Source organism: Salinibacillus xinjiangensis (genome assembly GCF_009649735.1).
Lineage (GTDB): Bacteria > Bacillota > Bacilli > Bacillales > Alkalibacillaceae > Salinibacillus > Salinibacillus xinjiangensis.
In genome coordinates, this window is the sequence record NZ_WJNH01000012.1 from 71,986 (window position 1) to 87,026 (window position 15,041).

The window sequence follows — 15,041 nt, forward strand, 5'->3', positions numbered from 1 at the left end:
TGTATAAATCGGAAAAGACCATTCTAGCTAACTAGAGTGGTCTTTTCTTGTATTAAAGGGTTTGAGACCGAATATATCGAAATAGAAAGGAGGACGAAAATTAAAAAAGGAAAGAACTTTATGACAAAAGAGGACCAATATTTAGTAGAAGAAGCACAAAAGGGTAATGAGGACGCGTTTAGTCGTTTAATTCAAAACCACCGAGCCAAAGCCATTCATTGGGCAAAGGTCATCACAAAGGACCCATACTTGGCTGAAGATATCGTTCAGGATACCATTCTTCGCTCATATCTGCATTTAGAGAAACTGGAAAAGTCGGAACGCTTTTTACCATGGCTACGAAGCATGGTTCGAAACCAAGCCATCGATTATATACGGAAAAATAAAAGAATGGTACAAACACCTCAAGAGGATATTGAGAGAATCTCCCACACAGATAAGAATCCAGACCAAATATTGGAGGAGCGTGATTGGCTCGATGCCATCCAACAGCTATCCCAATCATTAACAGAGCGAGATCAGCGAATATTTGAGGCACATTTCTTTAAGCAACAACCGCCAGACCATATAGCCAAGCAATTTAATATGAAAATTAGTAATGTCTATAACATCATCTCTAGAACGAAGGTGAAACTACAGACTAAGGCATTCCAACAAGAGATAGAACGGTTTATTCATCAACGTCAGCAAGATAGGAGCCCATCGAAAAACATACTAAAAACACCTAACCTTCAATCTTCATATACATCACTAGGTCATGTACTACATGAAGTTTTCACTTATATAAGCTCAAAATCTTACAGCTTAAGTGAAATCATGGGCTATTCTGGTCAAGCATTTCGAATTCAATCGACGGAGGATGTTGGATTAAGTAGTAGCCTTATCTATGACTGGAGCTGGGTACTGGGAAAAGTAGCAGCCATTTTTGGAACCAGGTCATATTCGATTGGCAAACCAAACCAAACCCCGACACCAGAATTATTACTGAAAGCTCTCGTATTAATCCATGATTCAATAGATCGTGGAATCCCTGCAATTGTTTGGAATTTGACCACCAGTGAATTTGGAATCGTTTATGGTTATGATACAGAAAAAGGGATTGTTTACATATGGGGATGCCACTCACACCTCACAGCAAGTTGCTTATACCGAACTTGGGAGAACGGTAGAAAATCCGGAGTTATTTGTGGCGGCGATCGATAGACCTCAGCAGAGACCAAATCTAAAAAAGACCATCCACCATATCTTAGCTCACTATGAGGGAAAAGAGCCTGCCGTTTCAGGCTATATTCAAGGTTTAGCATCCTACAACACTTGGATTCAGGCGATACAAGAAGAGAAACTCGACTCTATCGGACATGCCTATCAAGTAGCCTTAATGAAAGAAGCAAGAGAGCATGCTCTTTGCTTTCTACAAGATATACATAATTTTGAATCAGAGAAAGAGGTACGTTCAGCTGTTGCCAGTTTTCAACAGGTAGATCACTTTTATGGGGAGCTCTACCCAAGATTTCCATATGGGTTTAAAGACATTCAGCTTAATGTTCGAGACCATGCTGTCCCACTATTAAAGCAAATCCAGCAGGCAGAAGCACAAGGAACTCATCACCTGAAAAAATTTTTGAAAAAATCTTTTTAAAATTGATAGATAAATAAAGCCTAAAACGTCTTTCTTCATGAAAACAAATTTATAGGAGGGTATTTCACATGATCACAACTGTAAAAGAACCAATTGTGAAAACATTGGGAGGTGCAGGGTTATACGTACGAGATGTAAAGAAAATGACAGACTGGTATGGCAAGTTAATGGATATGCCTACTTCCAACTTTGATGAAAAAAGTCCCATCTATGTATTTGACATGGACAATGGCGTGAATTTGGCGTTGGATGATTATCGAAATATGAAAAATTTAAAAAAATATCCAATCTGTCAAATGAAAACTGGGGATATTAAAAAAGCTTATGATTTGGTTCAAAAGAGTAAGATTCCGCTTATTTTGGATCTCCAGCGTCCACATCCAGGACTTGCATATTTTATCATTGAGGACTCTGAAGGAAACGCAATAATGATTGTGGAATCTGACTGGATCAATCCGAATCCTATGAAGCCAGCTAATCCAAATCATCCAATCAAAAATCATCTGAACACGATTGTCATTCCCGTTCAAGATTTGAAGCGAGCAACAGAATGGTACAGCAAGCTACTTGGCTACCCGATTAAACCGGAACGACAGGACGGGGGACCCATCTACTGGTTTGAGATGGACAATGGGACAGGGCTGTTACTTGACGATAACCGCAATAATGATGACTTAGATACGTATCCAACCTTCATGCTTAAGGCTTCCAATATCCATGAGGCTTTTGCTTATATTCAAGAAAAAGAGATTGAAGTAGTAAGAGAAATACAGTTTGATCATTTCTTTTTTATAAAGGATTTAGAAGGTAATACCGTTATGATTTGTGCATAATACTACAGGAAAGCGAGTGTGTCAGCACTCGCTTTTTTATATGCTCATGATGTTTACAGCATTTTAGGTGTGGACTTCAGCATCATACTGCAGAACTTTAGCAAACAAGCACCTAACTCTAGCAAAAGGTATACATCCTTTAGCATCAGACAATTTTTATACATGATGTTCAGCATCTACATAACAGTATCGGCACTTTAGTATAATTTGCCTGAACTTTAGCATACTATTTTCATTATTGAGCAACTACACCGTTTACATTGGCAAAAAAACCCTCAACTTTCGCCAAAACGTCAATCTTTATCAAATAAGCCAAAACTTCAGCATAATCGGGGACATCTTCAGCCACCCCCTCACCCCGCCCTCACACTCATCATCACGCCCCCTCTATACAATGTATAAACTTCCCACCCCTAACAAAACCTATAAAAAATAAACTAAAGGGGATTTTGAAAAATGTGGCGAAAACCGAAACAAACAACGTTTCAAACCCAACCTATTCAACCCAATCATTTGTCTGCAACAGAGATGGGGAAATTGTGGGCGACTTATGTTGGAAATACGATGTCGATTGGTGTCCTTAAATTTTTTCTCAAGCATGTTGATGACAATAATATCAAAAAGGTTGTTCAGCAGGCATTAAACATAAGTGAAAAGTTTGTAAACGAGATTAAACACATCTTTAATAAAGAAAACTTTCCTATCCCTATTGGGTTTACAGATGATGATGTCAATTTAGATGCACCAAGATTATTTAAAGATGAGTTTTATCTTTATTATCTGCAATATACAAGTAAGGCAGGACAAAGTCTCTATACGATTGCCATTCCGTTAATTACGAGAAAAGATGTACGGGAATTTTTTGTTTATTGCTTAAGGGAAACTGTCAAGCTTCAAATAGAGCTGAATCAACTGTTAAAAGAAAAAGACTTATTGATGAATCCTCCTCAGATTCCTACACCAGAAAACATTGATTTTATCGAAAAACAAAGCTTTTTAATTGGATTTTTTGGTGAGGTTCGTCCTTTACACGGTCTCGAAATTGGACATCTTTACGATAACATTAATAATGATGCTACGAGTAAAGCGTTACTGATTGGCTTTAGCCAAGTAGCGAGTAGGGAGCGAATTAGAGACTATTTACTACGAGGCAGAGACATTACCAATAGACATGTGGAGGCATGTATACAAAAATTAAATGATAGCCATTTACCTGCTGCAACCTTTTTAGATCACTTGGTGACGAACTCTACTGTTGCGCCTTTTTCGGATAAATTAATGCTATTTCATAAGATTGATATGTTTTCAATGAAAATTCGCACCTATGCCAATGGAATGTCACTAAATGGTCGGCGTGATATTGCGGCAATGTATGGGCGTTTTTTAATTGATACAGGGTTGTTTGTAGAAGACGGGTCAAATATTATGATTGATTATGGTTGGATGGAAAAGCCGCCAACAGCACCAGAACAGTATTGACGAGAAAAAAGGATGGTTAGTTTGTCATTAAAATCACAGTGGGTTTTAAACATCGTCATGGTAATTCTGTCGTGGGCAAGTCTTCCCTTACTAGGAAAACGAACCTTAATTCGATTTCTGCCGGGTTCCATTTTGCATTTTTACTTAGTTTGGCTGATGCTATGGTCGGTAGACAACGAAAATGGTAGGTTTTCTTTTCAAAGCCACAGTCAATTTTAAGCAATGAATTTCCCTATCTAATCGGACCGTTTTTTGTTAATTCATTTTGGATATTAAAATGGACGTTTGGGAACTATCTAAATTATATATTGCTAAACGCCCTTATGGAGTGGGTTTTCACTTTTCCTCTAAACAGGTTACTGAAAAGATTGCGGATATATAAATTAGTTAGAATCAGTCAATTGCAATTTTTTCTTTTTTATTTTTATAAAGCTCTGATTCTATATGGATATTAATATTTAATTGAGTATAAAAAACGATAATCTTGGATGTAATCTTTGGACTTCTCACCAGGAATCGATAAGACTAAAAGAATAATGCAGGAAAAAAGCTGAACTCAAGGTTAGTAGAGTTCAGCTTTTTCTTTCCTATCATATCATGCAGGATTTTTTAGAACTTATGCTGAAATTAAAAAGTATGAATTTTTTGAAATGTTTTTTCCGGTTTATGATGAATTCTCCATTACAAATTTCCTACAAATGTAATGTTCAATCTATAAGAATTGCCGCATATAATTGGAAAATAGCATGAAGGGGGGGAGAGAGCTTTATGGATCATATTTTATTTTATCTATTACCTTGGGTATCTATTTTCATTTTCCTGCTAGGCATTATCCTTTCATTCAAATACAACCGAAACTACGTCGTTCCCTTCATTGTATGTATTACCGGAATAGTCGTATACTTTTTTGGTCTATATGCAAGCACAGGCTTTGAAGGAATGGGTGTAAGCTTTTGGGGAATGGGGATATTCCTTCTCGGTGTTGTGATGATATTTTTTATTTGGCTGATGGGGAAAAATAACAGAGTATAAAAAGGGGTACAATCAACATGTCATTATCCATACAAGAAATGAAGCAATCAATGGCTAAGACCATTCTTAGTTGGAAATACGAGCAACCATATGATTTTTATAATAATGAAGAAACAGAGGAGGCATTACAGGAGCTCTTAGACGGCTCCTATTTTGCCATTATGAATGAAACGGGGAATTTATTCGGATTTTACTGTGTGGGAAAATCCGCCCAGGTTCCACCAGGACGTCCATTTGGGGTATATCAAAACCGAGCTGTAGATATTGGATTTGGTATGAACCCCACTCATACCGGCAAGGGGAAAGGCGTTGAATTTTGCACGTTTATTCTCCAACAAATTGAGGATCAACACCAGGGTATCCCTCTACGTTTAACGGTGGCTACCTTTAATCAGAGGGCCATTCATTTGTACGAAAAACTGGGGTTTAGGAAGGAAAATAAGTTTGAAACCGATGTAGCGAAGTTTATAACAATGGTAAAAAAAGGTAGGTAGAAGAAATGGCAAACCAAACACCGAAGCTACCCTTAACGAGTCTTGAAAAAGCACAGCTGCGACAACATAAAATAAAACTGAGTGACATTCATATGATTGATGTAGTAGAGCTAGCGGATATTATGCAGTCCTCGAAAAAGCGAGCTAGGCTGATCAAGGGCCTAGCTACCTTTCAAAAGATTCCCTCCATCGGATATCGACTTGCCGATACCCTTACCGATAACTTAGGCATATATTCTATCGAGGAATTAAAGAATCAAGACGGAGCTCAGCTGCTCAATGAATTAGAAGAAAATTTGGGATATTGGGTGGATCCTTGTGTGGAGGATCAACTTCGCTGTGTGATTCACCATGCCCATTATCCCAACTCTAGAAAACAGTGGTTCGATTTTACGGGGGAACGAAAAAGGTATCGGGAAAGGTATGGCTATCCCGAGTCTAGACCGGAAAAAGGTTGGGTTGAAAAGAGCTAACGTAAAGGAAGCATGCAAATCGAAAACATTTCATTTATAATGTTGGTATAATAAGAATGAATGAAATGCTGTCATAAAAACGGAGTGATAAATCTTGAACTTAGATGTAGCAAACACAATGGCAATTTCTTCTGATTCCCAATGTTAGAAAAAGTGACGGAACACATACATAGACTAGTGGTTCGTTATCCCTTTGCCATGCAAGAAACGAATTGCTATTTGATTAAAGGTGAACGTGGTTATACTGTAGTAGATACGGGGGCTTATTCAGAGGAATCTCTCGGTATCTGGCAGAAGCTTCTGGATACAGGGATTACTGTAGAAAAAGTGGTACTAACCCATACACATGAGGATCATCTTGGTCTTGCCAAGTGGTTTCAGGAGGAAATAGGCATTCCAGTCTACACCACTGAACTTGGCTATATGGAAATGAAAAAGCGGAGAGCAACAGATGCTAAGGCAAAAGTTAAACAGATGATTCAACAGCATGGAGGGCCATACATCAACACGAACAAACGGGATGATTCCTTTATCTATGATTTTGAACCAGACGGCTTCTTTCAAAAAGATGGGTATATTGAATTGGGTGATGAATCCTATGAAGTCATTTGGACTCCTGGTCATGCGCCAGATCATTTCTGTTTTTATCATCGAGAAAGCAAGGTTATGATTGCAGGTGACCATATCTTAAAGGAATTTTCTCCTGTTATTGGTTTGTGGTCAGGGGAGGAATCAAATGCATTACACGACTATTTTCAAGCGTTAGAGTGGATTCAAGCCTATCCTGCAGATATTGCTCTACCTGGCCACGGTGGATTGATTGAAAACGTCCAAGAGCGCGTAAATGAAATCCATACCAGCCATAAAAAACGTTTGGAGCAGGTGCTTTCTTTTGTGCTTGAAGAAAGTAAATCTGTACATGAAGTAACAGAGGAAATCTATGGTAGTGGACAAAAATTATATGTGAGTCAATTTATGGCCACATTGACTAGGTTTATTTATTTGGAATCTATTGGCAAAGTGAAGCGGGAGGAAACGGCAGGTATCATAAAGTTTCGGGCATTATAATAGCTAAAGGGGGAGTGTCATGAGTCCAGCAACGTATTTTGTTGCCGCATCCATTATTGCTGCTATTGGAATAACGTTTGCCTTTAAGCAATTAGCGCGAGAATTAGAGGGAAAAATAGAAAGAGAGGAAACCATCAGTCAAGGATCATTTCAACAATATTTGTCCCGTTTTTTTGTTAAAGTAGGGTTAATTGAAGCCGTTCCGATTGTGTTGGTGGTACTTGGCTATACCCAAGCAGAAGAAACTTCTTTTGACATTCTTCTGCCGATGGTTGCTGTTCTGTTAGTATTGTTTTTTGGCCTTTCTAACGTTTTCATGATTAGAAGGTCCATGTTATCAATCCCAAGTCTACCCAATCAAACAAAGAACTTTATCCATACGCTTTCCTTTATTGGTATGAGTTTAATCGGAGCCATTCCAATAGTATCTGTTGTTGCTATTTTGACCTTGAATGGATAGAAAAAGCTGTCTCAACAACTGAGACAGCTTTTTTTATACTTAGGCGTCTAATTGTGGCCACAGACTCCATGGATATTTCTTGGGTGGAAACGACGTTACTTCTGTTACATCCTTTTTCGTCGGATGTTCAAAAGCTAGGGTATGGGACCACAGGGCAATCTGTTGACCGGGACGGTTAACCTTGCTTCCATATTTTTGATCTCCATAAATTGGCCAACCTCTGGATGAAAGTTGGACCCGAATTTGATGGGGTCTACCGGTAAGAAGCTGAATGGACAGTAGGCTTAATCCATCCTGTTTACCTATAACCTCATACTCAAGCACGGCTTTTTTGGCATTTTTATCGTTTGCTGATGCGGTATAGACTTGATTTTTTTGTTGATTCTTCACTAAGTAATCCTCAAGCCTGCCCCGACTTTCATGGGGAATTCCTCGAACAACAGCTAAATACCCCTTATCAAACGCCCCTCTCCCTCGACGGATGGCATCAGATAAGCGTGAGGCGGCTTTTGACGTCTTCGCAAACACCATTACGCCACCAACTGGGCGATCCAGCCGATGGACCAATGCCAAATATACATTGCCTGGCTTTTGGTATCTCACTTTGATATCTTCTTTTAAAATGTTCAGTAAGTCCTGGTCACCTGATTGGTCTCCCTGGACAGGAATATTTACGGGCTTTTCCACAACTAATAAATGATTATCTTCATATAAAATGGGTATATCCATTTCCGCATCATGACTCCTTTTATGTAGCGTAGTTTATATCATAACATAAGCGGGGGAGGTTGTTGGGGATGCTAGGGTGGTTGGGCAGCCGGTGCTGAAGTTTTGGCACGTTTTCTAAAGAAAAGGATGAATATGCTAAAGGCCTGTGATTTGGCTAAAGTCACAGGCTCATTAGCTAAAGTTGTTGCTCGAGCGGCTGAACATTGCGCGGTCTTTGCTAAACAACGATTGCAAAATGCTGAAGACCACCCATAGATCTGTTTGCCTACACTATGATTTTTCCTTCTTCTGATCCTGTGCTCCCCACCATTCTACATTTTTAAGACCAGGAATGCGGGAGACATGAAATTGTGGATCAACGCCTTTTTTCCTTTGCTTCACATAATCATTTAACAAGGAAAAGGCAATTTTACCTAATAACAGAATCGCGATTAAGTTGACAACTGCCATCATGGCCATAAATAAGTCGGCCATATCCCAAACGATATCGATGGAGGCCATAGAGCCGAAAAAGACCATTCCTAATACAGCAATTCGATAAAGGTTTTTCCATGGGCCAAGTGGTCTCATAAAATCAACATTGGACTCGCCGTAATAGTAGTTGCCAATGACAGAGCTAAAGGCGAACAAGAAAATGGTCAGAGCAATAAAAACTGATGCCCATGCGCCAATATGGCTGCTAAAGGCGACCTGCGTTAATTGAATACCATCCTCAGTCACGCTAGAAAAGTCTTCATATAGCAGTATAATAAAAGCGGTAAAACTACAAATCACAATCGTGTCAAAAAAGACGGCTAAAGATTGGACTAAGCCTTGTTTAGCAGGATGGCTTACCCCTGCAGTTGCAGCAGCATTGGGTGCACTCCCCATTCCTGCTTCATTCGAGAACAGTCCACGTTTGATTCCTTGCATTAAAGCGACACCCATACCCCCGCCAAATACCTGTTCAATTCCAAATGCATGGCTTATGATCATCATAAATATACGTGGGACTTCTGTGATATTCATGATTAAGACGATAAGAGAAACGAATATATAAATGACGGCCATAATCGGTACAATCGTCCCTGAAACTACAGCAATACGATTAATGCCACCGAAAATCACAATACTGGTTAATACGACTAAAATAATTCCAGTCCATATGCGATCAATGTCAAAGGCTTGCTCAACCGCCATCGAAATCGTGTTTGCTTGTACGGCGTTAAAAATGAGTCCAAATGTAATTGTGATTAGAATGGAGAACAGAAGCCCCATCCAACGCTGTCCTAAGGCTCTTTCCATATAGTAAGCAGGTCCGCCACGAAAACCATCTTTATCCGATACTTTATAAAGCTGTGCCAATGTACTTTCAATGAATGCAGTTGCCATTCCGATTATAGCAATCAACCACATCCAAAAAACAGCACCAGGACCACCAACGGCAACAGCTAATGCGACCCCAGCAAGGTTCCCGGTTCCTACTCGGGATGCAATACTGATACTAAACGCTTGGAAGGCATTTGTTCCCTTTCTTCCACTTTTCTCAACTGATTCTTCGCGCAATACTTTGAACATTTCTCCAAAGAGACGAAATTGAACAAATTTACTACGAAAAGTAAAATAAATGCCAGCACCAATAAGTAAATAAATTAAAATATAGTCCCAAAAAAGGGTGTTGCCAAATCCAATTAAACTGCTAAAAAAATCACCTAACGTTTCCATTATGTAAACTCCTTTCTGTTTCTTTCCACAAATATCAATAATATCAATATTAATTAGCAAGGTCTAGAAAGAATACAACAATATACCTTTAACTAGTATTCACATTTTTATGAGATGTATTTGTAAATGAGAAAGAGATTTAATCCGTGTGAGGAAATTTAGAACTAAATCTCTATATAATAGGGAAGTGTTGGATGGAGTTGAGAGTTGTTCCTAATAAAATTAGGGGTTGTATTTCAAAAATCACATGCTATACTGATACTATCTAAAATGAATAACGAAAATTTTCATATAATCGTGGGAATATGGCCTACAAGTTTCTACCGGTTCACCGTAAATGAACCGACTATGAAAAGCAACTAATGATTAGTATACCTATTTGTAAGTCTGTATCTCTAGTCATTTTATTTAGTTTTTCCAAAGCTCGAAAAACTTTGCTTTCCTCATGGTTTAGGTGGAAGCGAAGATTTTCGAGCTTTTTTGTTTAGGGTGAGTATGGGGGGGCTGTGTTGTGGTGGCTAAAGATTGTGTGGAGTTTGCTGAAGTTTGTTAACGAAATGTTAAAGGTTGTTGGTTTTGCTGAAGAATTGGATTGGGTTGCTGAGTTTGGCGGGGCGAAAGCTGTAGTTGAGATGGGAAAAGCTGAAATACAGAGGTGAATTGCTGAAAAGGTAGCGACGCTGAAAGTGGTTGATTAGATGTTAAAGAGTGGTTTACAAAAGCTGAATTACAGTTGAAAGATGCTGAACATCGGCTAATATGCTGAAGTATTATGAGTCCAGCTAAAGTCATAGAGCAAAATGCTAAAGCTAACCCAGCAAAAGCTAAACTATGCGCCGTAAATGCTGAAACCGTGCAGTCGAACAACCGGCCGCACCAGCCCATGCCACCCACATGCGACAGCGTTAAATATCAGCACAACCAAAGAAATAACCAAAAGAGAGGGGTCCAACATGGAACAGTTAGAACAGAAGATTTTACGAGAGGGTAGGGTTTTATCTGAATCAGTTTTAAAAGTAGATTCTTTTTTAAACCATCAGATAGACCCACAACTTATGCAGCAAATTGGGGATGAATTTGCCAGCCGTTTTGCAAGTGATGGCATCACGAAGGTGTTAACACTAGAATCTTCAGGTATTGCCCCTGCAACATTGGCTGCTTTGCGACTGGGAGTACCAGTCATTTTTGCAAGAAAGAAAACGTCTCTGACACTAGCAAATGGGTTGTATACTGCTGAGGTATATTCCTATACAAAAAAAGAAACCAATACCATTTCGGTTTCAAAAGACTATCTTTCTCATGATGATCGCGTTCTACTTATTGATGACTTTTTAGCAAACGGGCAAGCGGTATTGGGCCTCAATGAAGTCATTAACCAAGCTGGTGCCTCACTCGCTGGAGCGGGGGTTGTAATTGAAAAAGGATTCCAGGATGGAGGCAAACTCCTGAGGGAACAGGGGATTCGCGTAGAGTCATTAGCCATTATTTCTTCATTACAGAATAAAACTATTACATTTCACAGGGAGGAAGTAACAGTATGAAAACAGCAACTTTGGGAATACAACATCTATTAGCCATGTATGCAGGAGCTATTTTAGTACCATTGATTGTGGGAGGAGCCTTAGGGCTAACTTCAGAGCAACTCACATATTTAGTTGCCGTTGATATATTAATGTGTGGGATTGCAACTATACTACAGGTTGTAAAGAATCGCTTTTTTGGTATAGGACTGCCTGTTGTTTTAGGGTGTACGTTCACCGCTGTTGGACCGATGATTGCCATTGGTGGTGAGTACGGTGTGACTGCTATTTACGGTTCTATTCTCGTTTCGGGATTAGTCGTCGTATTAATTAGCGGCGTTTTTGGGAAGTTGGTTCGCTTTTTCCCACCAGTTGTAACAGGAACCGTTGTGACGATTATTGGAATTACCTTAATACCTGTAGCCATTAACAATATGGGTGGAGGTCAAGGCGCCAGTGATTTTGGATCTATTAGTAATATTTCACTAGCTTTTGGAACTCTTATTTTTATTATACTTATGTACCGTTTTACAAAAGGCTTCGTCCAATCAATTTCAATCTTAATTGCCTTACTTGCTGGTACGGTTGTAGCAGCTTTCATGGGTAAGGTAGACTTCTCAGCTGTTACAGAGGCGTCTTACTTTCATATGGTTGAACCACTTTATTTCGGGATGCCAACCTTTGAATGGTCAGCTATTCTTACGATGATATTAGTTGCTATTGTTTCACTCGTGGAATCTACAGGTGTTTATTTTGCGCTAAGTGATATTACGGAAAGAAAATTAAAGGAAGAGGACTTTGCAAAAGGATACCGTGCGGAAGGTTTAGCTATTTTATTAGGTGGTATTTTTAACGCTTTTCCATATACAGCATTTTCCCAAAATGTTGGATTGATTCAAATGACTGGAGTAAAAACGAAAAAAGTCATCATGGTAACGGGAATTATGTTAGTCGGCTTAGGGCTTGTACCCAAAATCGCCGCCTTTACTACCATCATTCCAACGGCTGTATTAGGCGGAGCGATGGTTGCCATGTTCGGTATGGTTATTTCCCAGGGAATCAAGATGTTGAGCAGTGTGATGGCTAATTCACCGGAAAACTCCATGATTGTTGCCTGCTCTGTTGGAATGGGACTTGGGGTTACTGTTGTACCAGAAATCTTTGCTCAGCTTCCAGCAAGTGTTCAAATTTTAACAAGCAACGGCATTGTGGCGGGGAGTGTAACTGCCATCCTCTTAAACATCATCTTTAACATGATACCAGCGAAAAAAACAACAACCGTCATTCATGAAGAAGAAGCACAATCAGCATAAAAGTAAGAAAAGCTATCCCTTAATTTCGGGATAGCTTTTTTGATCATTATTTAGCACTTGATAATAATACCAAATTACAATAAACTAAAAATACAGAATATTCAGCATGGCTGTCTTCAAAATTACTTTTTGGGGAGTGGATAAAATGAGCACGGATGTACATGTGAATGAACAATTAAATCAAATGTTAAAAAGGGCAAGGCGAAATACACTTGGTGATCTACTGGCCCGAACTAAAGAACGTGATCCGGAAAAGTTTGCAATCGCTTACAAGGGTGTGCGTTTAAATTATGGAGAACTAGATGATGTGGTAAACCAGACTGCTCATGCTTTTTTGAACAATGGGATGAAAAAAGGTGACATGATTACGGTCATGTCCAAAAACAGCTTAGACTTTGTCATTGCAAATTTTGCTTTGGCGCGTATTGGGGCTGTAATGATTCCAATCAACTACATGCTAACTGTAGAGGATGTGCAGTACATATTACAGCATGCTGGTGTAAGTGGATTTATTGCCGAAAAGGAATATGCGTCAGTGCTTGATGAATCTGTTGGTGAGTTGGATATCAAGCACCGTTATTTAATGGATGTGTCGGCAACAGAAAGAATAACAGAAGACCTTTCTGAATGGACGCCTTTATCAGTAGCTCGTCATGGACAATCTACTGAATTTGTGGAGGCAGCGCTAGAGGATGATGATCTTGCCCATGTTTTATATACAAGTGGAACAGAATCACGTCCAAAAGGGGTCATGCTTTCCCATAAAAGTATTGTTAGTGAGTATGTAAGTTGTGTTGTAAATGGGGATATGAGTGAGCATGATGTATGTATTCACGCACTTCCTTTATATCATAGTGCACAACTACACTGTTTCTTAGGACCAAGTATTTACCTTGGCTCTAGCGGAATTATTTTAGATGCAGCCAAACCTGACATTGTATTAGAAACCATTGAGAAAGAGGGTGCAACTCAATTATTCTGCCCACCGACTGTTTGGATTGCACTTTTGCGTCACCCTGATTTTGATAAGCGCGACCTATCGACATTAGAAAAATGCTACTATGGTGCAGCGATTATGCCCCGTGAAATTTTAAAGGAACTATCAGAACGTCTGCCAAACGCTAGATTCTGGAACTTTTATGGTCAAACAGAAGTCGCTCCTCTAGCAACAGCCTTACAACCAGAAGATCAATTACGCAAACTAGGCTCTGCTGGAAAGCCTTCATTAAATATGCAAACAAAAATTGTAGACGATAACGACCAAGAAGTACCACGTGGAGAAGTAGGGGAGATTGTTCATCGTACCCCTCACGCAATGAAGGGCTATCTTCATGATCCTGATAAGACAGCTGAAGCATTTCGCAATGGTTGGTTCCACAGTGGAGATTTAGCTATAATGGATGAAGAAGGTTATATTACGATTGTAGACCGGAAAAAGGACATGATTAAAACAGGTGGAGTAAATGTCTCGAGTCGAGAGGTTGAAGAGGCTATTTATCAAATGGATGGTGTTTCAGAAGTAGCGGTAATCAGTATTCCTGATCCGTATTGGATTGAGGCAGTAACAGCTATCATTGTTCCGAAAGAAGGGGCTAATTTTACAAAAGAGGACGTCATTGAGTTTTGTAAAGACCATCTTTCCAAGTTTAAAATTCCGAAGCATGTTGAAATTACGAATGAGCTTCCGAAAAATCCGAGTGGAAAAGTCTTAAAAAGAACTCTTCGGGATGAGTATGAGAGTTTGGCGAAGTAGGTTAGGATGATTTTGGGAGGCTACTTGCCTCCCAGCTTTGTATTTTTGTTGAAAATTTAAATAAAATAATGGATAGAAAATAGAAGACTATGCCATATTATTATAGAAAGAAATAGATTGACTAGTCTCATTGAAGATTCCTTAGGAAAAAATTGGAGTGGTTAAAACTATTGATAATGGATTTGGACCATGGTATATTATTTCTTGTCGCCAAAACGGCGGCCACAAAATATAAGATTTTCATTACCATAATTTAACCATTGCATTACAAAGTCAACCATGTTAAATTATTTATTGTCGCTTTCAAAGACGACATGCCAACAACATTATAAAGTTTGAAAAGTTGTTGACACAAATTTGAGTATTTGTTATATTAATTAGGTCGCTATTTTGAAGGGCGACAATATTCGAACCTTGAAAACTGAACAAACCAACCAGTACGTCAATTCGCTATTTTAATAGCAATTTGATTTAATTATGAGCTTTTTGGATTTTAAACATCCAATACTATTTTGGAGAGTTTGATCTTGGCTCAGGACGAACG

General features: G+C 39.0%; 16 protein-coding genes and 1 riboswitch. Of the genes, 14 read left to right on the forward strand and 2 right to left on the reverse strand.

The features are described 5' to 3' along the window. Positions 1-120 precede the first annotated feature (120 nt). From GH754_RS16255 to GH754_RS16295, 9 genes are all read left to right on the forward strand, one after another. Positions 121-1,203 (forward strand): RNA polymerase sigma factor, encoded by a 1,083-nt coding sequence (locus GH754_RS16255; RefSeq protein ID WP_153729721.1) that lies wholly within the window; start codon positions 121-123, stop codon positions 1,201-1,203. Next, the gene (locus GH754_RS16260) at positions 1,187-1,639 is read left to right on the forward strand and encodes a hypothetical protein (RefSeq protein ID WP_153729722.1); all 453 of its coding nucleotides are present in this window, start codon (positions 1,187-1,189) and stop codon (positions 1,637-1,639) included. The genes GH754_RS16255 and GH754_RS16260 overlap by 17 nt, the downstream gene beginning before the upstream one ends. A 68-nt stretch (positions 1,640-1,707) precedes the next feature. Next, positions 1,708-2,472: a VOC family protein gene (locus GH754_RS16265; RefSeq protein ID WP_153729723.1), complete on the forward strand. Its 765-nt coding sequence runs from the start codon at positions 1,708-1,710 to the stop codon at positions 2,470-2,472. Between the two features lie 456 nt (positions 2,473-2,928). Next, complete coding sequence (locus GH754_RS16270) at positions 2,929-3,951, forward strand: DUF3231 family protein (RefSeq protein ID WP_153729724.1); 1,023 nt, start codon at positions 2,929-2,931, stop codon at positions 3,949-3,951. A gap of 768 nt (positions 3,952-4,719) precedes the next feature. After that, positions 4,720-4,983, forward strand: a complete 264-nt coding sequence (locus GH754_RS16275; protein ID WP_153729725.1) for a hypothetical protein — start codon at positions 4,720-4,722, stop codon at positions 4,981-4,983. Between the two features lie 17 nt (positions 4,984-5,000). Then, positions 5,001-5,477, forward strand: coding sequence for a GNAT family N-acetyltransferase (locus GH754_RS16280; RefSeq protein ID WP_153729726.1), 477 nt, complete (start codon positions 5,001-5,003; stop codon positions 5,475-5,477). Positions 5,478-5,482: 5 nt separating this feature from the next. Continuing rightward, positions 5,483-5,950, forward strand: a complete 468-nt coding sequence (locus GH754_RS16285) for a helix-hairpin-helix domain-containing protein (RefSeq protein ID WP_153729727.1) — start codon at positions 5,483-5,485, stop codon at positions 5,948-5,950. A 153-nt stretch (positions 5,951-6,103) separates the two neighbouring features. Beyond that, positions 6,104-7,018 (forward strand): MBL fold metallo-hydrolase, encoded by a 915-nt coding sequence (locus tag GH754_RS16290; RefSeq protein ID WP_323742070.1) that lies wholly within the window; start codon positions 6,104-6,106, stop codon positions 7,016-7,018. A gap of 19 nt (positions 7,019-7,037) precedes the next feature. Beyond that, complete coding sequence (locus GH754_RS16295) at positions 7,038-7,478, forward strand: hypothetical protein (protein ID WP_153729729.1); 441 nt, start codon at positions 7,038-7,040, stop codon at positions 7,476-7,478. Between the two features lie 39 nt (positions 7,479-7,517). Here GH754_RS16295 and GH754_RS16300 read toward each other — a convergent pair whose 3' ends face one another. Then, entirely contained in the window at positions 7,518-8,207 is a 690-nt protein-coding gene (locus GH754_RS16300; RefSeq protein ID WP_153729730.1) for an RluA family pseudouridine synthase, read from the reverse strand. 102 nt (positions 8,208-8,309) lie between these two features. On the opposite strand from GH754_RS16300, the gene GH754_RS16305 reads away from it, so the two are divergent. After that, on the forward strand, positions 8,310-8,462 hold the full coding sequence (locus GH754_RS16305; protein ID WP_153729731.1) for a hypothetical protein: 153 nt from the start codon (positions 8,310-8,312) through the stop codon (positions 8,460-8,462). A 15-nt stretch (positions 8,463-8,477) separates the two neighbouring features. Here the strand turns inward: GH754_RS16305 and GH754_RS16310 are convergent, their stop codons facing one another. Beyond that, positions 8,478-9,911 (reverse strand): alanine/glycine:cation symporter family protein, encoded by a 1,434-nt coding sequence (locus tag GH754_RS16310; RefSeq protein ID WP_153729732.1) that lies wholly within the window; start codon positions 9,909-9,911, stop codon positions 8,478-8,480. A 267-nt stretch (positions 9,912-10,178) separates the two neighbouring features. Next, positions 10,179-10,280, forward strand: a riboswitch (purine riboswitch). A gap of 140 nt (positions 10,281-10,420) precedes the next feature. On the opposite strand from GH754_RS16310, the gene GH754_RS16315 reads away from it, so the two are divergent. From GH754_RS16315 to GH754_RS16330, 4 genes are all read left to right on the forward strand, one after another. Further along, a complete protein-coding gene (locus GH754_RS16315; protein ID WP_153729733.1) occupies positions 10,421-10,570 on the forward strand; it encodes a hypothetical protein in 150 nt (49 codons plus the stop codon). Positions 10,571-10,864: 294 nt separating this feature from the next. Further along, entirely contained in the window at positions 10,865-11,452 is a 588-nt protein-coding gene (locus tag GH754_RS16320; RefSeq protein WP_153729734.1) for a xanthine phosphoribosyltransferase, read from the forward strand. Beyond that, on the forward strand, positions 11,449-12,744 hold the full coding sequence (locus GH754_RS16325) for a nucleobase:cation symporter-2 family protein (RefSeq protein ID WP_153729735.1): 1,296 nt from the start codon (positions 11,449-11,451) through the stop codon (positions 12,742-12,744). The genes GH754_RS16320 and GH754_RS16325 overlap by 4 nt, the downstream gene beginning before the upstream one ends. A 145-nt stretch (positions 12,745-12,889) precedes the next feature. Next, a complete protein-coding gene (locus GH754_RS16330; RefSeq protein ID WP_194841385.1) occupies positions 12,890-14,497 on the forward strand; it encodes an acyl-CoA synthetase in 1,608 nt (535 codons plus the stop codon). The last annotated feature ends 544 nt before the right edge of the window (positions 14,498-15,041 follow it).

What these genes read in the sequence shown, in the direction of transcription:
- GH754_RS16255 (WP_153729721.1), top strand. Translation starts at nt 121, where the DNA reads ATGACAAAAGAGGACCAATATTTAGTAGAAGAAGCACAAAAGGGTAAT.
- GH754_RS16265 (WP_153729723.1), top strand. Translation starts at nt 1,708, where the DNA reads ATGATCACAACTGTAAAAGAACCAATTGTGAAAACATTGGGAGGTGCA.
- GH754_RS16270 (WP_153729724.1), top strand. Translation starts at nt 2,929, where the DNA reads ATGTGGCGAAAACCGAAACAAACAACGTTTCAAACCCAACCTATTCAA.
- GH754_RS16275 (WP_153729725.1), top strand. Translation starts at nt 4,720, where the DNA reads ATGGATCATATTTTATTTTATCTATTACCTTGGGTATCTATTTTCATT.
- GH754_RS16280 (WP_153729726.1), top strand. Translation starts at nt 5,001, where the DNA reads ATGTCATTATCCATACAAGAAATGAAGCAATCAATGGCTAAGACCATT.
- GH754_RS16285 (WP_153729727.1), top strand. Translation starts at nt 5,483, where the DNA reads ATGGCAAACCAAACACCGAAGCTACCCTTAACGAGTCTTGAAAAAGCA.
- GH754_RS16295 (WP_153729729.1), top strand. Translation starts at nt 7,038, where the DNA reads ATGAGTCCAGCAACGTATTTTGTTGCCGCATCCATTATTGCTGCTATT.
- GH754_RS16300 (WP_153729730.1), bottom strand. Translation starts at nt 8,207, where the DNA reads ATGGATATACCCATTTTATATGAAGATAATCATTTATTAGTTGTGGAA.
- GH754_RS16310 (WP_153729732.1), bottom strand. Translation starts at nt 9,911, where the DNA reads ATGGAAACGTTAGGTGATTTTTTTAGCAGTTTAATTGGATTTGGCAAC.
- GH754_RS16320 (WP_153729734.1), top strand. Translation starts at nt 10,865, where the DNA reads ATGGAACAGTTAGAACAGAAGATTTTACGAGAGGGTAGGGTTTTATCT.
- GH754_RS16325 (WP_153729735.1), top strand. Translation starts at nt 11,449, where the DNA reads ATGAAAACAGCAACTTTGGGAATACAACATCTATTAGCCATGTATGCA.
- GH754_RS16330 (WP_194841385.1), top strand. Translation starts at nt 12,890, where the DNA reads ATGAGCACGGATGTACATGTGAATGAACAATTAAATCAAATGTTAAAA.